Raw genomic sequence first — 21,359 nt, forward strand, 5'->3', positions numbered from 1 at the left:
GGTCAGAAAGGAGATGAGACATGCGAATTTTACACACAGCCGATTGGCATTTTGGACGAGCCTTGGAGGGGCGCAGCCGGATGGAGGAGCAGATAGCTTTCATGGATGAGCTCGTGCGCATTGTGGAGGATCAAGCGATCGATCTGGTGTTGATTGCTGGAGATATTTATGACAGCGTGAACCCTCCTGCTGCAGCGGAGCAGTTATTTTATGAAGGCATATCCAGGCTTGCTGATGGCGGTAAAAGGCAAGTGGCGATTATTTCGGGTAACCATGATCATCCGGATCGGCTTGCGGCTTCGGGGCCGCTGGCAGCGACACAAGGCATAACCCTAATTGGATTGCCGATTCAGGAAATTCAATCTATCGGAATCGCACGAACAGGAGAACTTGCTCGTTTAATCGCTTTGCCGTATCCTTCGGAATCTCGCTTAAAGGAATTGCTTTCCGAAGTTGCAGAGGAAGAAGTGCTGCGCAGCAAATATTCGGAGCGGGTTGGAGCTTTGATTCGTAAACAGGCTACATCTTTCGAACCAAGTACAGTGAATTTGATCATGAGTCACTTATATGTACTAGGCGGACATGAAACGGAATCGGAACGACCAATTCAAGTCGGGGGTGCGTATACCGTTGACACAACAGCCTTGACCGCTGGAGCGCAATATGTAGCGCTTGGTCACTTGCACCGCCCACAAAATGTGAAGGCTGCATCCCCTATTCGATATAGCGGTTCACCAATAGCGTATAGCTTCTCGGAAGCGGGTCAAGCCAAATCCGTGACAATTCTTGATCTTGCGCCAGGGCAGGTGGCTGAGCCTCAGGAAATTTTCTTGTCCTCAGGACGCCCGCTGGTAAGCTGGAAGGCGAAGGAAGGTATTGGACAGGTGCACCAATGGTTAGATGAACAAAGGGATAGCACGGCATGGATTGATTTGGAGATCACGATGACTTCCGCCATGTCCATTGAACAAATACAATCGCTGCGTAAAGCCTACGAAGGCTTCATTCATATTCGTCCAATCTATCCAGAAATGGAAGCTGTTCGTACATCGATGCCGAGAGCAGCTTTTTCGATGGAGGAGCATTTTACACGCTTCTATGCGCGTCAAACGGGAGGCGCACAACCAGAGCCTGCGTTAGTTCAGTTATTTTTGGAGTTGCTGCAAGAGAAAGAGCTTGGCGATACCTCTGGCGGCGAATAAGCGCAATTGAAAGAATTGAGATGCGTGAGTGTGGGATAAGGATTGTTTGTTTTCCCCAACTAGTGCTTGTGGATAACTTTGTTATGTGAATGAAAGGAGGAAAGTAAGATGCGTCCAATACAGTTACAAATGTCGGGCTTGCAAAGCTATCGGGAGCTGCAGACAATTGATTTCAGCCAGCTCATAGATGCGGGTGTGTTTGGTATATTTGGGCCAACGGGAAGTGGGAAATCATCGATTTTAGATGCGATCACCCTCTCTTTGTATGGCAAAGTAGAACGAGCAAGCGGCGGTACGCAAGCGATTATGAATCATGCAGAGCAGACGCTGTTCGTTTCTTTTACATTTGAACTGACCAATGCAACAAGTACAGAACGATACCGGGTAGAGCGGCAATTCAAGCGTGGTGCTGAGATGTCCATCAATGGAACCATTTCTCGGTTCTTACATATTCGTGATAACGAAACGATTGTTCTGGCGGATAAGGCAGGAGAAGTCAATCAACAAGTTCAGAGCATTCTGGGGCTATCGATGCAGGACTTTACGAGAGCGGTCGTTCTGCCGCAAGGGAAGTTTGCTGAGTTTCTGACCTTGACAGGTAAGGACCGTAGACAAATGCTGCAGCGGCTTTTCCATCTTGAAACCTACGGGGACCATTTAAGTGCAAAGGTCAGCTCTAAAGTAAAGGAAACGGACAGCTCTGTTAAACAGCTTGCTGCCGAGCAGCAAGGATTAGGGGATGCGTCCTCAACGGCTTTGGAAGAAGCGAATAAAAAGCTTCATGAGGCGGAACAAGAAGCGGTTCGTAGCCGAGACCATTTGGAACGGCAGGAGAAGCTCTATGAAGAGCATAAACAAGTTTTCCATTGGATTAAGGAATCAGAGGGACTTGAACAAGAGCAGCAAAAGCATCAAGAGCAAGATGGACGTATTGCTGAAAAAGAACAGCTGCTGAAGCTTGGGGAACAAGCGGAGCGAGTTATTCCTTACTTGGAGCAGCATAAGTTGGCTGCTAGTGATGTGGTATCTAGCAAATCTCAACTTGATGCAGCTGTAACTGCGCAAGCGATCGCGGAAACTGCTCATCAGCAAGCAACACTAGCGTTTGACAAGGCGCAACAGGAACTGGTCTTGCAGGAAGGACCGTTACTGCTGCGCTTGGATCAGTTGGAGCAAGCGCTTGTCATTGGGCAGGAGCTTGAACAGGTACATTCTCAAATTCAAACGACACAAACGCAAGAAGTTGAAGTGAAATCAGCGTTATTGCGTCTGCAAGCGGACATTTCTAAATCGAATGAAACGAAGCAAAAGGCAGTGGCCAAACAAACAGAACTGAAATCGCAATTAAAGCTGGTTGAAACGGATGCCACACAGAGACAATTGCTTCAAAACGCCGTGCAAGCGAAAAAAGGGATTCTCCTTCTTCAGTCTCAAGAGCAGGAAGCGATGAATAGTAAAGCTGACAAAGCAAGTGCTTATGCTGCAGTTGAACATTCGCAAAGCTTGATTGTAGAGAAACAGGGAGTTCTGCAGGCTAAGCTTAGCGGTTGGTTTACAGCTTATGCTGCGTGTAAAGGGCACTTACAGAGACATGATGGTTTTTTTACAAAATTCTTTGCAGGCTTGCAAGGGTGGATGGATGAGCGACGTAAGCAGTTAAAGCATCAGGAGCGACATGCATTGGCTGCTTTATTAGCTGCAGAACTGGAGATGGGAGAACCGTGTCCTGTCTGCGGTGCGACGGAGCATCCGGCTCCTCAAGAGACCTCGATAGATGCAGGTGAGACAAGCACATCCGAAGGTATGTTGCAGCAAGTCGAGCCATTGTTGCAGCAAGTGAAAGAACGTCAGTTTCAAGGCTCGCAAGTCGTTCGAAGAATGGCGGATCTGCATAAGCAGGCTGCTGAATTGGATTTCCCAGCTGAAGTTAAGGGGAAACAGCAGGAGGGTGATGGGGGCATAGAACATGCCCTACAGGAAGCTGCTGTAGCTCAAGAAGAGGGAACGCATGTAGAGCTGAGAAGTTTTCAGTCAGAAATGAGTCTGGAGGATTGGCAGAAGCAATGGCAGCTATTGGAGTCAGACTTCCAATCTCGTATTTCTCAAGTAGAAGAGTGTGAGAGATTTTTTCAAGATTTCTACAAAGAACATGCCCAGCTAACACAACAAGGTCTTGTCTTACATGCACAATTACAGACTGCTGCTAGTTTGCTTGTGGAAGCAGAAAGCAAATTAACAAGCCTAAGCAAATCTGTTGAAGATCAGATTCGTCAGTGGCATGCGGATTTTGAAACGCTGACTTGGGATCTGGTGGATGATCAACTCCATCAGCTCCTTGAGCATGAGCGTTTAGCCGATGAACTGCGCGGACGCATTGAGAAAAGCATTCCGTTTCTCGAGGAGCTTCTCGTCAATCTCGAGAGCCTGCAGCTCGCTGCGCAAGAGCAAGATCGCACAGCCTTGCAGCTGCATGAGCGGCTGCAAGGGCTTGCGCAGCTCGCCGCCGACAAGTCGCGGCAGCTCGCTCTGCGCGCGCCTGGCGCGGCGGTGCCGCAGCTCATCGCGGAGGCGACCTCCGCGCTAGCGCAGCTGCGGCAGCTCGCGCAGACGACCAAGCTCGCGCACGCAGCGGCGCAGCGCGAGCAGTCCCTGGCGGCGCAGCGCTACAGCGCCGCCGCCGAAGCCGCTGCCGCTGCCGCGCGGCAGCAGGCGCAGACCGAGCGCGCGCTGCAAAGCGCGCTCGAGAGCAACGGCTTCGCGTCGCGCGAAGCCGCAGAGGCAGCGGCGCTGGCGCCTGAGCAGCGCCGCGGTTGGGCGCAGCTCGCGGCGGAGCACCGCGAGCGGGAGCAGGCGCTGCGCGCCCAGCTGGCGCAGCTGGCAGCGAAGCTGCAGGGCCGCGTGCTGAGCGCGGCTGAGTGGGCGCAGTCGCAGGTGCAGCTGAGCGACGCGAAGGCCGGCGCCGAGGCCGCGCTGGAGGCGCGGGCCAAGGCGGCGCAGGGTGCAAGCGAGCTCGCTGCGCGGCACTTGCGCTGGTGCGAGCTCGAGGCGCAGCGTGTGGAGCAGGCGACGCAGCTGGAGCGGCTTGGCAAGCTGCAAGCCGTGCTCAAAGCGAATGCCTTCGTCGAATACCTGGCCGAAGAGCAGTTAATGCAGGTAAGTCGCGCGGCATCCGAGCGACTTGGTGAGTTGACGCGCCGTCGTTACGGCATTGAAGTCGACTCTGGCGGTGGCTTCGTCATTCGTGACGACGCGAATGGCGGGGTGAAGCGTCCAGTTGGAACGCTATCCGGTGGGGAAACCTTCCTTACCTCGTTAGCACTGGCTTTAGCATTGTCCGCTCAGATTCAGTTGAAAGGCGAATATCCGTTAGAGTTTTTCTTCCTTGATGAGGGCTTCGGTACACTTGACCAAGAGTTGCTGGACATGGTAATAGGTGCGTTAGAGAAGCTTCATACAGATCGTCTAGCTGTAGGCGTCATCTCTCACGTACCCGAGCTGCGCGCTCGACTCGTTCGCAAATTAATTGTACATCCCGCAGAGCCTTCAGGTCGTGGGAGTCGTATTTCAGTTGAAGAACTATGAGTAAGCTTCGTAGGTAAGCTTTTTCTCCAATAAGTAAGGCTAATGACGCACTGTTCGTCATTAGCCTTTTTTTATTTCCTATATGCCCTCTAGGTAAAGGTATCAAGCCGTTTCGTACAAGTTGGCATACACTGCACCAACATGAAGAAAAGGGGAATGTGCATGGCAACATTTCATGAAGCACTGAAACATAAGAATCGACTCTCGCCTGTATTATTGAAAAGGGCGGAGGTTATGGCGGTCGGGGTAGGATATGCAGATCCCCTTAAGCCAACTTCGGGGGCAAGTGTCATCGTTTACACCCATCAAAAAATAGTGCCTTCCGGATTGAATAATCTCAAAAGTGTTGCCGCAAAATTAGGTTCATCCGTGCCGGTGCGCTTTCTCTCATCTAATTCCTTCAAAGCGCATGTGCTGACTGCTGCCAAACCCAAAGCTTATAAGGCAGTCACTTTTCAAAGCAGACAGCGTCCAGTTCCTGGCGGCGTAAGTATTGGCAAAACCAATCCCTTCTCTACGGGGACAGGCGGTTTGGTTGTGATCAAAAATAATCAACTTTACATCCTCAGTAATAACCATGTGCTGATCAGAAATAACTCATCTGCATTCTCGGAAACGGTACAACCAGGGCCCGCTGATGGCGGGGTGCCAGGGACGGATCGTGTAGGAAGAGCTTATCAATTTGTACCATTACGTCCGGGTGAAGTTAATTTCCAAGATTCGTCAATAGCCCTTCCGACCTCTAACAGCCTATTAAATCCACGGTATTTGCGCAGTGCATCAGGCCAACTAATTACAGTCCCAGGACATCTATTAAGCTATCCTGTCGGTCTTCAAGTGTTTAAATCTGGACGTACCTCGGGTTTTGTTAGAGGAACCGTGGAGTCTAATAATGTAGATGTGCGTGTATCGTATGGGGGAAGCCTTGGGACATTACTATTCCGAAATCAGACGGTGATCGTTGGGAATTCCGGCCCTGTTTCACTCCCAGGTGATTCTGGTTCGGTTTGGCTCCGTTCAAGTGACCGCTATGCAGTGGCACTCAATTTTGCAGGTCCAGCGGACGGATCTCGCTCCATATGTAACCCGATCGGTGTGGTTATGACTACCTATGGTGTGCGTACGGCAATTCCAGCAGCAGGCGGTACATTTACGGCGGGCAAGATAAAAGGTACGGCACCACGTGGCGATGCTTCTTATGTGCAGCCATTGACAGAGCAGCAAAGGAAACGCACGAGAGCGATTTTAGTGAAACCGCATAAGTAAACATGTGGAAATAACATCCTAATACCTTTTACAGCTAATAATGTTAGAAATGCGGAATTACATGGGGGCTACACTAAAAAATGAGATAATTGACTTGTTTTTAGGGGCACACGTAATTCCCTTACATACTGAGATCGTTTCATTTCTTCCTGATTTCCTCGACATTTTCTTTCTGTTCTCCTCATCACTTCCCCTTCTATCATTTCCCTTCATGTTTCCTCCTATCTCCCTCATCGACTAGCAATTTCAACATTTGACCGAATGACCTGACCGTCGAGTGCCACGCCATAAGAAATAGATTGCAAATAAGCCAATTGCTTATCTACATACGCTTCACCTTTGGAGATGATTTGATTTTTTTCTATATAAAAAGGTTGGAAAGACATCTCGATCTGGTCCTCTGAAAGGTTTAAATGGAGTAGACCTGTATCAGCTTTTGGACCCGTTACATAGTCAGGAAAGAGAAAATTACCGATCGAGTAGGCGATGGGCTTCCCCTTGTAATACTCAAAGCCTTGAAGTACATGCACGTGGCTGCCAATGATGGCATCTGCGCCTGCATCTATCATTTGCTTTGCAAATTCTCGCTGCCAGGGTTCAGGGCGATTGTTCATCTCAACTCCCCAGTGTAAGTAAACGAGGACATAGTCTGCATCCACACGTTCCCGAGCAATGGCATCGAGTACGGGCTTGCGGTCATAAGCCTGTGCTATGCCGGGTTTGTTCGGTCCTGCAAACCAGTCGCCTGTAGGGATAAACCGAGAGAAGGCGAGGAATTTCACCTTTTTCCCCTTTAAGGTAACGCTCTTCGCTCGATAGGCTTCTTGCGCATTCAGACCACCACCTACATAAAGTAGGCCCGACTTATCTAAATGGGTAAGTGTGTCGAGAAACCCTTTCTGTAAGAAATCCATAGAATGATTATTTGCGATGGATACCATATCGAAACCGGCATGTTTAAGGCCAATAAGAGACTCGGGATTGGATTTGAAATTGTAAATCTGATTGGTATCCTTTTCGTTTTCGAGGGTAACAGCAGTTTCGAGATTGACGAAAGAGAAATCAGCCCGTTCGATTTCGGATTGAATATGTTTAAATGGATAATCAGGTCCATACCGGCTGATCGCCTCTTTAACTGACCAATCGAACATGGCGTCACCGGCATAAAGTATATGTAGGGGCTCTTGCAAGTCTTGCTTGGCAGGAGATGGTTGTACATATACGACACCGGGAGACTTATCTTCTGCTATTGTACTTATCACAGGTTTTTGATGATCTTCATTTGATTCTGTAACCGTCATCGATGGAAGGGGGGCTAAACCTTGCGTATTGCTTATCTGTTGATTCGATTGTGTCGTGCTTGTTTCTACGGAAATATTCAATTTATCAATGGATGATGGATCAAGTTTTGTCTCGCAACCGACGATTAATAAACTCAGACAAGCTGCAACGAGGAAAACGGAGCCTGTATTTTTCATATGGAGCAAACCCTTCCGCAAACACATTTTTCTATATTTTAACAATTGTAATTTGCAGAAGGCATCGAAATGTCGGGTTGAAATCATGAAATTTTGCTCGATTTTGTCAACGTAGTTGGGGTATTTTGTAGATTCTTTGAATTTTGTGCTACTTTTCCGCGACTCATAACGTATCTAGTACAGGCGAATATTTGAAAACACACCATGAAAGGGAGTCTGTTTGTATTGAAAATGAATAAACGAATAGGTATTTTATCACTGGCAGTTGTTATTCTTGCGGCGGGAATCGCACAATCACCAGCACCTGCACGTGCTGACGTCGTCTGGGATCATTGGACACAAGCGGAGTCGTTGCAAGCGTCTGGAAATTCCAAAGCTGCCGTTCCTCATTGGCAATATCTCACTGATCATTACGCAAGTAGTGGGGATTGGGAGAATGCGGCACTTTTCAGTGGAAAATTAGATGCGTATTTTGACGAGATTGGTGATTATGACCAAGCGATTCATTATTATGAGCAAGAAAATCAGTACTGGGTGAATGCGGGCAAGGATTGGGGAGCTGTGAAATTGCAGCGTGCTGATCAAATTCGGACCACCGTTGAATTGTATCGGAAAGAAAATAATGAGGATATTGTCCAGCAACTTTCGAAACCTAACGGCTCACAACTTGCTAAGTTTGAACCTGCTTATGGTGCATATTTAGGGATTTATTCCGAGCAAGACCCGAAAGTCGGTAATGTTTTCACGAAAATGCAATCCGTTTATGGCAAAAAGCATGCGATTTATTTAGCATATGCACATTGGGGACAGGGCTTTCCGTCATCCTATGCGAAGCGAGCCAAAGAGGCTGGTGGTGCCTTGCAAATTGCTTGGGAACCGGACAATGGACTAGATCCTGTCACGGATGGCGCTTATTTGCGGAGTTGGGCAAAGGAAGCGAAAGCCTCAGGAGTTCCAATTTTCTTACGTTTTGCAGGCGAAATGAATGGCGCTTGGGTAAAGTGGCACGGGAATCCTGCGCAGTATATTGCAAAGTTTAGAATGCTCCATGATGTATTTGCTGCTGAAGCGCAGAACGTGGCCATGGTTTGGAGTCCAGGGGATGTACCTGCGAATGATATCGATCCTTACTATCCAGGTGATGCGTATGTAGACTGGGTTGGCGTAAGTTTGTATATTGAGCCTTATGAAAATGGGGACCCGTCACTTCCTTCTATGCTTGCGACAAGCAACGTAGAAAGATTGACAAGATTGTACAACACCTATGCAGATCGCAAGCCCTTGATGCTTAGTGAGACAGGTGTTCCGCATTACTCACACTCTGCAAGCGAAGATTACACGGAGTGGGCTAAACTTAATCTACAGCGGTTGTATGAAATTATGCCATACAAATATCCAAGACTGAAAGCGATCACGTATTTTAATGTGGATCAGCAAATGAGTAACGCGAAGAACGATTATTCACTTTCGACTTCTTCTGAAATCCAAAGCTACTACAGCAAGTTGATTGCAAATCCATATCTGCTTTCCGAAGTTAAGGACGCAGCTAAACCTGCTGACCGAGTTGGTTATGTACCCATTAATGCGGATCATCAAGCCTTCACCAAGCAAACCCGGGTCATTCCTTTTATCAAAATACCTGAAGTTTACATTGGCAAGGTTGAATATTTGTTGAATGGACGAGTAATAGCCTCCCAAACGAGTTTACCTTACGGATTGGATCTCAAAGCTGGAGATGTGCCAGAAGGCTCTGTATTACAACTTCGTATACTGAACAAAACCGGACAACAAGTTGCATTACGAACCTTCGGTATTTCATCACAAGTTTCTGTGAATATCAACGGGATCGAACAGAAATTTGAACAAGCCCCTGTCATCGTAAATGGCTCGACATTTACACCGCTTCGTGCCATTTTCGAAGCTATGGGAGCTAAAGTAGATTATGAAGCCGCTACTAGATCTGTCACGGCATCGAAAGGAAGCACAACCGTAAAGCTGACACTTGACCAGAGTACGGTATATGTAAATGGAAAGGCTATTCAACTGGAAGAGCCAGCCAGACTCGTAAATGGGTATACACTTGCACCTGCTAGATTCGTAGGAGAAACCTTTGGCGGCATCGTCAACTGGGATGGAGCTAGCCGCACTGTAACCATTTCAACGAAATAAAGCTCCAAACAACAAAAGCTGCTCAATTTCTGACGAAAAGTCAGATATTGAGCAGCTTTTATTATTAACCCATTATACATTTTGCAGTGCTTGTTGAACCTCTTGCACAATAGATAAGGCCGCGCTGCGTGCACTAGAAAATGCACGTTCAGCAAGCTCACCTTTACCTGTACAGCCGTCTCCGCAGAAGTAGAACGGAATATTTTCCACGCGAGTTGGTAAAAGTCGGTTAGTCGCAATGTTCTTCACGCTAGAAACCATAGCTTTCTTAGAAACGCGTTTAACTGCAGTGACATCGCGCCAGCCTGGATAATGTCTATCGAAAAGGGCTTCCATTTGTGAGGTTTTATTGTCCAAATAGGCTTTTCGTTCCTCATCGCTTTCGAAGTTGTCGCTTAAGTACGCGATACCTTGAAGCAATTGCCCGCCTTCTGGCACTAGCGTATGGTCTGTTGCGGAAACATCGCTAATGAAGAGCTTATTGTCCATATCGCTGATGTAACTAAACGGTCTAGCGACGACGCGGCTTAAACCAATGTCGTAAACCATAACCTCAGTTGCAGTATTGGACTCATACGGTGCGAGGAATGGCTCCCATGCCGTACCTTTCAAAAGCTTGACGACTTGTTGCACTGGCATAGCGAAGATCACTTTATCAAACGCCATTTCACGTGTTTTCGTTTTTAAAATAAATTTACGATCCTCATAACGAAGTCCGTCAACGCCTTCCTGAAGGGCGAGATCCCATCTGCCGGAGGCGGACATTTTCTGTTTCAATTGATTCGTAATAACCGCCCAGCTGCCCAAGACATAATTGACAGGTTTACTAGAAAGGAACAAGTTATGGTAATACTCGCTAATAACAGCGCCGGATACATTTCGAGCATCCTCTGGTGTAATGAAGAAGTTAGAGCAAACCAAATGCTCCCATAACTCTTTCACATCTTCATCGGCGTTTGACTCAGCGAGATAGTCGGCTAAAGTCGCGTAGTTTTTAATATTGTGAATATTAGCAATAATAGCTGCAATTTCGCCAACAAAGCGAACTTTTTGAATCGTGTTCAGAAGATCCGTTTTCAACAGGTTAATGGCATCGAGTGGTGCAGTTGTAAGCTGATTATGCTTCGCGTAGACGACTTTGCGCTTATCTACTTGCTTAGAGGAGAAAGATAGTCCAAGCTCACGTTCCATCGTAGTCAAAGTATGACGATCGATCCCATAGATCGCGTGTGCGCCATAGTTGAGCGTGAAACCGGCTTTCTCATACGTAAACGCTCGGCCTCCGAGCTGTGGACTACGCTCAAATAGAATCCCTTCCACATGTGGGTTTTCAGATAAATATGCGGCCGCTGTTAATCCAGCAAGACCTCCGCCGATAATGGCTACTTTCATTCGTTTTTCCTCCTTGGGGACTGGTTCTACCTGCAGGGATGCGTTAGGTTCTACGGAACGAAGACCTACCCAAAGCCAGGCTAAGTTGTTTTTCATCATGGAGAGCAGGTCGGCATCATCTTGATTGCACCATGTTCGGATTGTGCCTGCATACATGCACACAAGCAGTTCAATCTTTTTTGGCTCCGGGAGCCAGTGCAGCAAGCTTTCTGTTAAAACGTTCAATTGCTGGTTTTCTTCCAATTTAACTGTATCATTTTGCAAAGAAAGTGCCTGCAAGCTGCGAATCAGTCTAGGTGAAAACTGAATATTGGACGCTAAGTCTAAAAATAGGCGGTTGATATGTCCCTCTAACGATTGCACCTTTGAAGGAGGTTGTTTGACCCAGTCTTGAATCAATTGAATTTGTTTGCTGTATAACGCTGAAATGATAGCATCCTTACTTTTGAAATAATGATAAAAGGTTCCTTTGGATGTGCTGGTAGCTGCGATAATATCATCGACAGAGACATTCTCGTAGCCTTTCTCCATGAACATCGTTAAGGCGACTTCCATCATCACATCGCGCTTTTTGCGGGTCGAGGCTCTCATGAATTGACTCATCCGCTCACTCCTTCAGGCGATCAGTTTACCCTTATTATATGCAAAAGTAGACTCATAGTCTACAAGTGAATTGACCGGTGTCAAATACGGGCTTAGGATTAAACAATCTAAATCATTCTTTCCCGTGTGAGTCTCATAAGTAAGGTATATACTTCACATTAGAACACCTTGAGAGGATGAGTCATTGACTTGAATAAAGCAGATTTAGGATGGCATGTATTTTTTGAAAAAGCATTTGAACCGTTTCTAAACGAAGAAGGATTTGTCGCAGGCCGCGTCTCCTTAGAACATAAGCATATGTATCGCGTTCAGACGGAAGCTGGCGAAATGCTGGCTGAGGTTTCTGGCAAAATGCGTCACCAAGCTCTTCGTCGCGAAGATTACCCTGCCGTAGGGGATTGGGTAGTCTTATCCCTTCGGGAAGGGGAGCAGCGTGCTGTAATCCATGCGGTGCTTCCTCGTCGAAGTAAGTTTTCCCGTAAAGTGGCTGGTCAAGTCACGGAAGAGCAAATTGTTGCAACTAATGTAGATACCGTTTTTCTGGTAAATGCCTTGAATCAAGATTTCAATGTTCGCCGAATCGAGAGATATTTGGTCTTAGCATGGGAGAGTGGAGCGAATCCCGTCATTGTATTGAGCAAGTCTGATCTGTGCGAAAATCCAGAGGAGCTTGCCGACGAAGTCGCGGCTATTGCTATAGGGGTTCCCATTCACATTATTAGCTCAGCAGAAAATCGTGGATTAGAAGATCTTGCTGCCTACATGTCTCACGGACAAACCGTTGCGTTGCTAGGATCGTCAGGTGTTGGTAAATCAACCTTAGTAAATCGCATTTACGGGCGAGATATTTTGAGCACTGGAGATATCCGATCTGGTGATGATAAAGGGAAGCATACAACCACGCATCGTGAAATGATTCTGCTGCCTGATGGCGGCATTTTAATCGATACGCCGGGTATGAGAGAGCTTCAGCTTTGGAGCGCCTCAGAGGGGCTAAGTACGTCGTTTCAGGATGTTGAGGAATTAGCAGAGCAATGCTTCTTCCAAGATTGCAAGCACGATAATGAACCGAAGTGTGCAGTTAAAGCGGCGTTAAATTCGGGAGCCTTAGCCGGGGATCGCTTCCAAAGTTATGTGAAATTGCAAAAGGAGCTTGCCTATTTAGCTCGCAAAGAGGACAAAGGTCTTCAAGCAGCGGAAAAAGCGAAATGGAAGAAGATCCATCAATCACTCAAAAGCCAACCTCATCGCTAATTCCGATATTATTTGGATTGGATTTTTTGAAGGCTTTCCGATAAACTTATATCTAAGTAGGATAACAATGTCGGGAGGACGAATGGATCAATGAGTGATTGTATTTTTTGTAAAATCATTGCAGGGGAGCTTCCCTCTAAGAAAGTCTATGAAGATGATCAGATTCTAGCTTTTCATGATATTCAGCCAGCTGCGCCGATTCATGTCCTTATCATTCCGAAGAAACACTTTGCCTCTTTAGCTGCTGGAGAGACGGAAGATTGGGCCGTCGTGGGGCAAATGCAGCGTGTAGCTGCACAAATTGCTAGAGAGCTAGAGGTAGAAGAATCCGGTTATCGTGTGATTACGAACATTGGTGCAAACGCGGGTCAAATTGTTCATCATCTGCATTATCATCTGATGGCAGGTGCTAGATTGGCACCACTTGGGGTCCATAACTAATCTTTCCTAGCAGGAAACATCAGTTTAGCGATTGACACCCTAATTACTATCACCTATAATGAGATTTGATGAACCGTTTTGTCTTAGATGGTCTGTTCGGAGGGAGGGAAAACTGTTGTCAGAAACTCGAGTTCGTAAGAACGAAACTATAGATGCTGCACTTCGTCGCTTTAAGCGTTCCATCGCTAAGGATGGCGTTCTTGCAGAAGTTAAGAAACGTAAGCATTATGACAAGCCTAGCGTTAAGCGTAAGCTTAAATCAGAGGCTGCTCGTAAAAGAAAGTTCTAGGAGGCAACATGAGCTTAAGCAATAGATTGAACGAAGATATGAAACAAGCGATGAAGAGTCAGGACAAGTTTAAGCTCTCTGTAATTCGAATGGTGCGTTCTACGATTAAGAATTCTGAGATTGATCTGAAAAGACCCTTAGACGACAATGAAGTGCTTGATGTTCTAACTCGTGAGATCAAACAGCGTAAGGATTCCCTCCAAGAATTTACCAAGGCAGGTCGTGACGATCTAGCCGATAGCCTGAAGGCAGAACTTGTTATTCTAGCTGAGTACATGCCGCAACAGCTTTCTGAGGAAGAAGTGAAAGCCATTGTACAGCAGACCATCCAGCAAATTGGTGCTTCTTCCAAAGCGGATATGGGCAAAGTGATGACGGCATTGATGCCTCAGGTTAAAGGACGCGCTGATGGTAAGCTTATCAATCAGTTAGTTCAACAATTATTAGGTTAATACCAAATATGTTTTGTTAAGACTGAGTGGATCGTTCCACTTGGTCTTTTTTCCATTTCAGGGAGCTTTCTCTTTTTTTCTAATAAATTCCGAAACAGTTCATACATTAATACGTACATACCTAATGACAAGAAGTTTAAGGGGAAGGAGTGAACGACGATGTTTCTTGATAACTTATCCGCGTTTCTGACTCACCCAGTAACAGCTACGGTTTTATTAATGGTTGGCATCATAGGCATTGCGCTTGAACTGCTTTTTTTCAGTAGTGGACTATTGGCCTTGGCAGGGGTTGCTGGCTTTGGTTTATATTTTCTGGGTTTCTTTTTGGCAGGCTTTGCAAGCTTCGGTGACTTAGCTGTCTTGGGACTAGGCGTTGTTCTACTTATTTTAGAATTGGTTGTGCCTAGCTTTGGTATTCTCAGTGTTCTAGGAGCCATTTGCCTTTTTGGCGGCGTGCTGATGGCGTCTTCCGATCCCAAAGAAGCTGCGTTTATGTTGATTATTGCTCTGTTAGTCGCGATTGTGGCTGTCATTGCAGCGATTAGAACGTTTAAACATCGAGGTGTATGGAATCGTTTTATTCTGAAGGAACAGCTAACGACAAGTAAGGGCTTTACATCGAATCCAGACCGATCCTATTTAGTTGGCAAGATTGGTGAAGCCATCACACCTCTGCGTCCTGCAGGTACGGCGATGATTCAAGGAGAACGTGTCGATGTTGTAACGCATGGCAGTTTTATTTCCGTAAATCAATCAATAGTCGTCGTGGATGTTGAAGGAGTTCGTGTCGTTGTAAAAGAAGTGGATAATCAACATAACATTTAGGAGGAAACAAAAAAATGACGATTGAACCAGGCTTATACTTGGTGCTGCTTGCAGCCATCATTATTATCGTGTTATCGGTTTTACTAAGTGTTGTTCCTGTTATGCTATGGATATCTGCGCTGGCTTCCGGTGTAAGAATTAGTATTATTACCTTGATTGCAATGAGACTCCGTCGGGTTACACCTAGTCGGATTGTGAATCCGATGATTAAAGCAACGAAAGCCGGTATTGATCTTAGTGTCAATCAATTGGAAAGTCACTACCTAGCAGGAGGCAATGTTGACCGCGTTGTGAACGCGTTAATTGCGGCACATCGTGCTAAAATTCATTTGGAGTTCGAGCGCGCGGCGGCCATTGATTTGGCGGGTCGTGATGTGTTGTTAGCCGTTCAAATGAGTGTAAATCCACGTGTGATCGAAACGCCTAATGTATCTGCTGTAGCAAAGAACGGCATTGAGGTAAAGGTCATCGCGAGGGTAACGGTTCGTGCGAACATAGATCGACTCGTAGGTGGAGCGGGTGAAGAAACGATTATTGCCCGCGTCGGAGAAGGAATCGTTACAACCGTAGGTTCCAGCGAATCTCATAAGGACGTCTTAGAGAATCCGGATATGATCTCTCGGACAGTTCTAGGTAAAGGCTTGGATGCGGGGACAGCATTTGAAATTCTGTCTATTGATATTGCGGATGTCGATGTAGGTAAAAATATTGGCGCACATTTGCAAACGGAGCAAGCCGAAGCAGACAAACGAATTGCACAAGCGAAAGCAGAAGAACGCCGCGCGATGGCTGTTGCAGCTGAACAGGAGATGAAGGCGCGAGTTGTTGAGATGAGGGCCAAGGTTGTTGAGTCCGAGTCGCAGGTGCCGCTTGCCATGGCTGAGGCACTCCGAAATGGTCAGTTAGGTGTAATGGATTATATGAATCTCAAAAATATCGAATCTGATACGCAAATGCGTTCTTCCTTAGGTAAAGTAAACGACGGAAAAAATGAGAAAGAATAAGGGTACGAGGTGATCGGATGGAACAGCTTATCGTATTCTTATTTAAGAACTGGTATCTGGTCATAATAGCGTTGGCCTTCTTTTATAAATTGCAAGGCAGGCGACAACGAGCTGAGCGAGACACAGGCACACCCAGATCGGGGATGCCGACCTTTGGGAATGGTTCAGGAGAAGCTAGAAGGCCTGTGGAAGCGAAGAGAGTTCAGCCAGGCCATCCTGGTGCCTCGGGTCGCCCAGAACGCGTACGTGACGAGTTTAATCAGTCTGGTCTTGGCAGATCAACGCCAACTGCTCCGAAGCAGAAGACATCACCTTTCACCTCACAGACGACGAAAAGTGGAACAACGGTGAGTTCACCCATTTATTCAGAAGAGATTACATCTTCAAGTCTATTTCCAGATCAACCGAATCGTGATCAAGTACTGCAAGGTGTTGTTTGGGCAGAGATATTAGGCCCACCGCGCGCCAAGAAACCTTACCGCCGATGACGATCATTTCAGGAACGCCCTCTTGCCTATGCGAGGGGGCGTTTTTTTTGCTTCTTTTTCATAAAAGCGGCTTCAGTCGCATAATTTGGAAGAAAGTCTATGCGCCTTTTCTGCATCCTTGATCTTCTAGTTAGAGGGGGTACTGCCCAGCTATGCGTCGCTTGACCCGCAAATGGAACCAGTTCACGGCCAAGATCCTTGATCTTCCCCAAGATGTTGTACAGGATTTGCCGCGAATCACGATGATCGGCAACGTACAGCTATATGTAGAGAATCACCGGGGCGTACTGTATTTTTCCAGTGAAATTCTGAAACTGGAGTTAGCGAAAGGAACGCTTGAGGTTTGCGGCCAAAACTTGGTCATTCGAGCTATCCTTTCCGAAGAAGTGTTCATTGAAGGCATCATTGATCATGTAAAATATATGCCTTAATTTGGGTAGTGTAATGAGAACTGGAGGCTGATTCATGAAACAATCCCTATTCATAGCCCGTTTGCGTGGCTATGTACGCATACAAATTAGAGGCAAGGACTGCGAAAGGTTGATTCATCCCATGGTGGAGGGCGGCTTCTCCATATGGGATATTCAAGCTGGCAAAGATGGGAAGTTGGAGTTGTATATCCTCATCAAGGATTTCTTTCGACTTCGTCCGCTCTTGAAACGGACAGGCTGTAGAATGCACGTGATAGAGCGATTCGGTCTTCCTTTTTTTATGGATAAAATTGGGCGAAGAAAAGTGTTGTTTGGCGGCTTGGCGGCTTTCATCATCAGTCTATACGTGCTGACCTCACTGGTTTGGCAAGTTTCGGTGGATGGCAATGACCGCATAGAAGCATCGGAAATTCTGCAAGCAGCCTCCAAACAAGGCATACATAAGTTTCAGTGGAAATTTAAGCTGGACAAGACGGAGGAGCTTTCTCGTGCCATTCAGCAAGAACTGCCGAATGCGGCGTGGGTTGGTGTAGAAATTCGCGGGACTCACATCACAATTAAGGTTGTAGAGGCGACCATTCCCAAAAAAGATCCATTGAAAAATCCTCGAAATATTGTGGCTTCCAAAAGTGCGCTCGTGACCGAAATTCAATCGATAAAAGGAAAGCCGATGGTCAAACCGAATACGTATGTTCGCAAAGGGACAGTTTTGATCTCAGGTACTATTGGTGATGAGCAAAATAGTCAGGTGGTCGTTGCAGATGGTAAGATAAGAGGAGTTGTCTGGTATACCTCTCGAATTGAAGCGCCGCTTACGAAACAGTATAAAGTATATACAGGTGAAACTGTACATCGAAGCTACCTCGTATTTGGGACAAGAGCTCTGCAGCTTACCGGCTACGGTAAGACTGAATTCGAACATTTTGAAACAATTCCTGATCGTAAAACACTTGCTTGGCGTTCGTTTTCACTTGGGCTTGGGTGGCTTCATGAGAAAGTGATGGAGGTTCATCTTGTGGAGGAGCCGGTTGAAGCAGCGAATGCGAAAAAGGTGGGTATTGAGCAGGCAAAAGCCAAATTATTAGCTGCTGCAGGCGAGGATGCGAGGATAGTCGGAGAAAAAATTTTGCATGAAAAAACAGAGAATGGTAAAATTTATATAGACGTTCATTTTGAGGTCGAAGAAAATATTGCAGAAGAACAACCAATTGTGACACAAGGAGAATGAGGCCTGTTGATTGAAAATGCGCAATCTGTAAAAATTACGTTGAAAAACCCGGCTGAAGGACTTGCTTTATTTGGGCCGCAGGATAAATTCTTACATATCATTGAACGGGAAATTGATGCTCAAATCTTTACGCGCGAAGCCGAAATAACGATACAAGGCAGAGCTGCGGAAGTGAACTCACTTCAGCAGCTCTTTGAAGTTCTTTTACAGCTTATCCGCAATAACTACACGGTAACTGAGCGGGATGTGCTGTATGCGGTTGAGCTGGCGAAACAGATGAAGGCCGAGCAATTGCTGGATCTGTTCAAAGGTGAAATCACATCTACACACAAAGGTAAGCCTATACGTGTCAAAACCATTGGTCAGAAGAAATATGTCGAGACGATCAAGAAGAAGGATATTGTCTTTGGAATTGGTCCTGCAGGGACTGGGAAGACGTATTTAGCTGTCGTTCTTGCTGTAACTCGATTGAAAGAAGGGGCAGTAAAACGTATCGTATTGACACGTCCTGCCGTAGAAGCTGGTGAAAGCTTAGGGTTCCTTCCAGGGGACTTGCAGGAAAAAGTTGACCCTTATTTACGCCCATTGTATGATGCTCTTAATGATGTCCTTGGGCCTGAACAAGTTGCTAAGTCACTGGAACGCGGACTCATCGAAATTGCTCCATTAGCCTATATGAGAGGGCGTACCTTGGACGATTCATTTATCATCTTGGATGAAGCACAGAACACGACTCCTGAACAAATGAAGATGTTTCTAACGAGATTAGGTTTTGGCTCTAAAATGGTTATTACAGGCGATGTGACTCAGATAGATTTACCACGAGGAAAGTCCTCTGGTCTGGTTGAAGCTTCACGCATTCTGAGTGGTATTGAAGAACTCGGCTTTATTTACTTTGATGAAGGTGACGTTGTACGTCATTCACTCGTACAGAAAATAATTGTTGCTTACAACGCTGAAATGAATAAGTAAAGAAGCTAGGTTGGATAGATAGAGAGGAATGACCTCCGTAATGAAAAATGAAGTGCAAATGAAAGGCAAATTTCATTACCGGCTGAGCGGATGGAAATACAATACAGGCTTAAGAATACTCTTGTTTCTCATATTGGGATTGATATTCTACGCCACTTTGTATTCTAAGTTAGTTCCACAAGTTTTTGATATTACGCTAGGAATGAAGAGTGAGAAGACGATATATGCGCCAGAGCAGATTGAGAACGCTGTCGCGACAGAGCAAGCCAAGGAAGATGCCGCGAAGCGTGTCCCGCCTGTTTACCGGATCGTTAATCTCAAGAATGAAGTCATCAGTGATGCTATTTTTGATAAATTATCTCAGATCAATGCCGATGAAGAAGTCAAATTCGATGATAAGGTTAGCATATATCGTCGCGTCATCCCACAGCTCATTAGTGACCTGACGAATGATGCCATCAAAACACTGCGGAATAGTGGGCAATATAACGATTTGTTACTAGAACAAATTCAACTCGGTCTATCGGATCAGAAATATCCGCTCCCAGAGGAAGTTTATTTTAAACTGCCTCGTCTGACCAAGGAAGACCTTGCAGAAATGCGTCCTGTGACAAAAGAAATCGTCACAAAATTGATGAATGACCAAATCCTAGATGCACAGACTGCGCGAGCTAAGGTAGCAGAAGTTGTGAATACGTCTAACTTAGCAAAGAATACTTCTCGTGAGATGGTTACTGAAATTGCCAGAGCATTAATTACCCCGAATAAATTTTTTGATCAGAAGGGTACAGATGATGCAAAAGGACAAGCTAGGAGCAACATGAAGACGGTTTATATTAACAAGAATGATGTCCTAGTGAAGGCTGGCGATGTCATTACAGAAGAAATATATACGCGGTTGGAAAAGCTGAAGCTATTAAAGGATAAAGCGAATCATTTGCCCCAGCTGGGTCTTGGTATTCTTTGTGCGCTGCTGTCATTCGTGATTTTTATGTTTGTTAGACAGAGCAACATACAGGTCAAGTACAATAATTCACAGCTCGTCATGTTTGTTTTGATCTTCTTGATGAATATTGCTGGAATGAAAATTATTTCACTACTCCAGAATTTCGATTATCCCTTTATCGGCTATCTGGCTCCTACAGCTCTTGGGAGTATCCTGATCGCGATCTTGCTGGACGCACCACTTGCCTTTATTTCATCGGTTTTGTTCTCCATTATGGCAAGTATTATTTTTAATACAGAGCACGATGCGCTATTCGATTTCCGGTTTGGATTAGTTAGCTTAGTTATTTGTTTTAGCGGCGTCTTTACAATTCAACGAGCGAGTCAACGTGCAACCATTTTGAAAGCGGGTCTTATGATCGCCTTTTTCTCTATGTTGACGATAACGGCGATGCTATTGATGGAAGATCATTTTCAACAAAGAGAAGCCCTGATGTCGTTGTCTTTTGCGACGGCAGGTGGTTTAGTAACGGTTGTCTTTGTCATCGGATTACTCCCATTTTTTGAAGCTTCCTTCGGGATCCTGTCACCCCTTAAGCTTGTGGAGTTATCCAATCCGAATCATCCATTGCTGCGTAAGCTGCTTACGGAAACACCAGGTACGTATCATCATAGCGTGATGGTAGGTAACCTTTCTGAAGCAGCTGCAGAATCCATTGGCGCAGACGGGCTCTTGTGCCGCGTAGGTTCGTATTATCATGATATTGGCAAAACCAAGCGACCTAGCTACTTTATCGAAAATCAAACCAATATTGAGAATCCGCATGATCGCATCGATCCGAACTTAAGCAAGTCGATCATTATCGCGCACACGCGTGATGGTGTTGATATGTTAAAGGATTATAAAATGCCTAAGCCGATTCGAGATATCGCTGAACAGCATCACGGGACAACGCTACTGCACTTTTTCTATCATAAAGCGAAGAAGCAAGCTGAAGATGAGAACAGTGACAAAGGGATACGTGAAGAAGACTTCCGTTATCCAGGCCCTAAAGCGCAATCCAAGGAAGCGGCTATTGTGGGGATTGCAGATAGTGTAGAGGCAGCGGTACGCTCATTGCGTAACCCAACTCTCGAACAAATCGACTCCATGGTGACCAAAATTATCAAATCACGCTTGGATGATGGTCAATTCAACGAATGTGACCTCACCCTCAAGGAACTGGATAAGATAGCTAAGACACTGAATGAAACCTTGTTAGGTATCTTCCATTCTCGTATTGAATATCCAAGTGAATTAACGGCTAAGAAGCCAGGAGCATAAGAAGGAGGACTATT

Annotated in this window: 17 protein-coding genes; 15 read left to right on the forward strand and 2 right to left on the reverse strand. The window is 46.0% G+C overall.

Features of this window, described 5'->3' with window-relative positions:
* Positions 1-20 precede the first annotated feature (20 nt).
* The 3 genes from AC58QC_RS08780 to AC58QC_RS08790 all read left to right on the forward strand — a co-directional run bounded on the left by AC58QC_RS08780 (position 21) and on the right by AC58QC_RS08790 (position 6,050).
* Positions 21-1,202: an exonuclease SbcCD subunit D gene (locus AC58QC_RS08780; RefSeq protein ID WP_497414814.1), complete on the forward strand. Its 1,182-nt coding sequence runs from the start codon at positions 21-23 to the stop codon at positions 1,200-1,202.
* Positions 1,203-1,310: 108 nt separating this feature from the next.
* Positions 1,311-4,784 (forward strand): AAA family ATPase, encoded by a 3,474-nt coding sequence (locus tag AC58QC_RS08785; protein WP_497414815.1) that lies wholly within the window; start codon positions 1,311-1,313, stop codon positions 4,782-4,784.
* A gap of 162 nt (positions 4,785-4,946) precedes the next feature.
* On the forward strand, positions 4,947-6,050 hold the full coding sequence (locus tag AC58QC_RS08790; RefSeq protein WP_497414816.1) for a chymotrypsin family serine protease: 1,104 nt from the start codon (positions 4,947-4,949) through the stop codon (positions 6,048-6,050).
* Between the two features lie 230 nt (positions 6,051-6,280).
* On the opposite strand, the gene AC58QC_RS08795 is transcribed toward AC58QC_RS08790, so the two are convergent.
* On the reverse strand, positions 6,281-7,528 hold the full coding sequence (locus tag AC58QC_RS08795) for a CapA family protein (protein WP_497414817.1): 1,248 nt from the start codon (positions 7,526-7,528) through the stop codon (positions 6,281-6,283).
* A gap of 231 nt (positions 7,529-7,759) precedes the next feature.
* On the opposite strand from AC58QC_RS08795, the gene AC58QC_RS08800 reads away from it, so the two are divergent.
* Positions 7,760-9,697, forward strand: coding sequence for a stalk domain-containing protein (locus AC58QC_RS08800; RefSeq protein ID WP_497415158.1), 1,938 nt, complete (start codon positions 7,760-7,762; stop codon positions 9,695-9,697).
* 72 nt (positions 9,698-9,769) lie between these two features.
* Here the strand turns inward: AC58QC_RS08800 and AC58QC_RS08805 are convergent, their stop codons facing one another.
* Positions 9,770-11,692 (reverse strand): FAD-dependent oxidoreductase, encoded by a 1,923-nt coding sequence (locus AC58QC_RS08805; protein WP_497414818.1) that lies wholly within the window; start codon positions 11,690-11,692, stop codon positions 9,770-9,772.
* Positions 11,693-11,881: 189 nt separating this feature from the next.
* Here AC58QC_RS08805 and rsgA point away from each other — a divergent pair, with 189 nt between their 5' ends.
* From rsgA to AC58QC_RS08860, 11 genes are all read left to right on the forward strand, one after another.
* Positions 11,882-12,946 (forward strand): ribosome small subunit-dependent GTPase A, encoded by a 1,065-nt coding sequence (rsgA, locus tag AC58QC_RS08810; protein WP_497414819.1) that lies wholly within the window; start codon positions 11,882-11,884, stop codon positions 12,944-12,946.
* Positions 12,947-13,036: 90 nt separating this feature from the next.
* Positions 13,037-13,387: a histidine triad nucleotide-binding protein gene (locus AC58QC_RS08815; RefSeq protein WP_497414820.1), complete on the forward strand. Its 351-nt coding sequence runs from the start codon at positions 13,037-13,039 to the stop codon at positions 13,385-13,387.
* Between the two features lie 115 nt (positions 13,388-13,502).
* Entirely contained in the window at positions 13,503-13,676 is a 174-nt protein-coding gene (gene rpsU / locus AC58QC_RS08820) for a 30S ribosomal protein S21 (protein ID WP_028558020.1), read from the forward strand.
* Positions 13,677-13,684: 8 nt separating this feature from the next.
* Entirely contained in the window at positions 13,685-14,128 is a 444-nt protein-coding gene (locus tag AC58QC_RS08825; RefSeq protein WP_497414821.1) for a GatB/YqeY domain-containing protein, read from the forward strand.
* 159 nt (positions 14,129-14,287) lie between these two features.
* Positions 14,288-14,953, forward strand: coding sequence for an NfeD family protein (locus AC58QC_RS08830; protein WP_497414822.1), 666 nt, complete (start codon positions 14,288-14,290; stop codon positions 14,951-14,953).
* A gap of 14 nt (positions 14,954-14,967) precedes the next feature.
* Positions 14,968-15,957 carry a flotillin-like protein FloA gene (gene floA / locus AC58QC_RS08835; protein ID WP_497414823.1) on the forward strand — a complete coding sequence of 330 codons (990 nt, stop codon included), beginning with the start codon at positions 14,968-14,970 and terminating at the stop codon, positions 15,955-15,957.
* Between the two features lie 17 nt (positions 15,958-15,974).
* The gene (locus AC58QC_RS08840; RefSeq protein WP_497414824.1) at positions 15,975-16,445 is read left to right on the forward strand and encodes a YqfB family membrane protein; all 471 of its coding nucleotides are present in this window, start codon (positions 15,975-15,977) and stop codon (positions 16,443-16,445) included.
* 152 nt (positions 16,446-16,597) lie between these two features.
* Entirely contained in the window at positions 16,598-16,876 is a 279-nt protein-coding gene (yqfC, locus tag AC58QC_RS08845; RefSeq protein ID WP_497414825.1) for a sporulation protein YqfC, read from the forward strand.
* Positions 16,877-16,910: 34 nt separating this feature from the next.
* Entirely contained in the window at positions 16,911-18,104 is a 1,194-nt protein-coding gene (gene yqfD, locus AC58QC_RS08850; protein ID WP_497414826.1) for a sporulation protein YqfD, read from the forward strand.
* Positions 18,105-18,110: 6 nt separating this feature from the next.
* Positions 18,111-19,076 carry a PhoH family protein gene (locus AC58QC_RS08855; protein WP_497414827.1) on the forward strand — a complete coding sequence of 322 codons (966 nt, stop codon included), beginning with the start codon at positions 18,111-18,113 and terminating at the stop codon, positions 19,074-19,076.
* Between the two features lie 40 nt (positions 19,077-19,116).
* A complete protein-coding gene (locus AC58QC_RS08860; RefSeq protein ID WP_497414828.1) occupies positions 19,117-21,345 on the forward strand; it encodes an HD family phosphohydrolase in 2,229 nt (742 codons plus the stop codon).
* The last annotated feature ends 14 nt before the right edge of the window (positions 21,346-21,359 follow it).

Source organism: Paenibacillus sp. J22P51, from assembly GCF_059692215.1.

Coding starts and splice junctions, on each gene's coding strand:
- AC58QC_RS08780 (WP_497414814.1), top strand. CDS start 21: ATGCGAATTTTACACACAGCCGATTGGCATTTTGGACGAGCCTTGGAG.
- AC58QC_RS08785 (WP_497414815.1), top strand. CDS start 1,311: ATGCGTCCAATACAGTTACAAATGTCGGGCTTGCAAAGCTATCGGGAG.
- AC58QC_RS08790 (WP_497414816.1), top strand. CDS start 4,947: ATGGCAACATTTCATGAAGCACTGAAACATAAGAATCGACTCTCGCCT.
- AC58QC_RS08795 (WP_497414817.1), bottom strand. CDS start 7,528: ATGAAAAATACAGGCTCCGTTTTCCTCGTTGCAGCTTGTCTGAGTTTA.
- AC58QC_RS08800 (WP_497415158.1), top strand. CDS start 7,760: ATGAATAAACGAATAGGTATTTTATCACTGGCAGTTGTTATTCTTGCG.
- AC58QC_RS08805 (WP_497414818.1), bottom strand. CDS start 11,692: ATGAGTCAATTCATGAGAGCCTCGACCCGCAAAAAGCGCGATGTGATG.
- AC58QC_RS08815 (WP_497414820.1), top strand. CDS start 13,037: ATGAGTGATTGTATTTTTTGTAAAATCATTGCAGGGGAGCTTCCCTCT.
- AC58QC_RS08825 (WP_497414821.1), top strand. CDS start 13,685: ATGAGCTTAAGCAATAGATTGAACGAAGATATGAAACAAGCGATGAAG.
- AC58QC_RS08830 (WP_497414822.1), top strand. CDS start 14,288: ATGTTTCTTGATAACTTATCCGCGTTTCTGACTCACCCAGTAACAGCT.
- floA (WP_497414823.1), top strand. CDS start 14,968: ATGACGATTGAACCAGGCTTATACTTGGTGCTGCTTGCAGCCATCATT.
- AC58QC_RS08840 (WP_497414824.1), top strand. CDS start 15,975: ATGGAACAGCTTATCGTATTCTTATTTAAGAACTGGTATCTGGTCATA.
- yqfC (WP_497414825.1), top strand. CDS start 16,598: ATGCGTCGCTTGACCCGCAAATGGAACCAGTTCACGGCCAAGATCCTT.
- yqfD (WP_497414826.1), top strand. CDS start 16,911: ATGAAACAATCCCTATTCATAGCCCGTTTGCGTGGCTATGTACGCATA.
- AC58QC_RS08860 (WP_497414828.1), top strand. CDS start 19,117: ATGAAAAATGAAGTGCAAATGAAAGGCAAATTTCATTACCGGCTGAGC.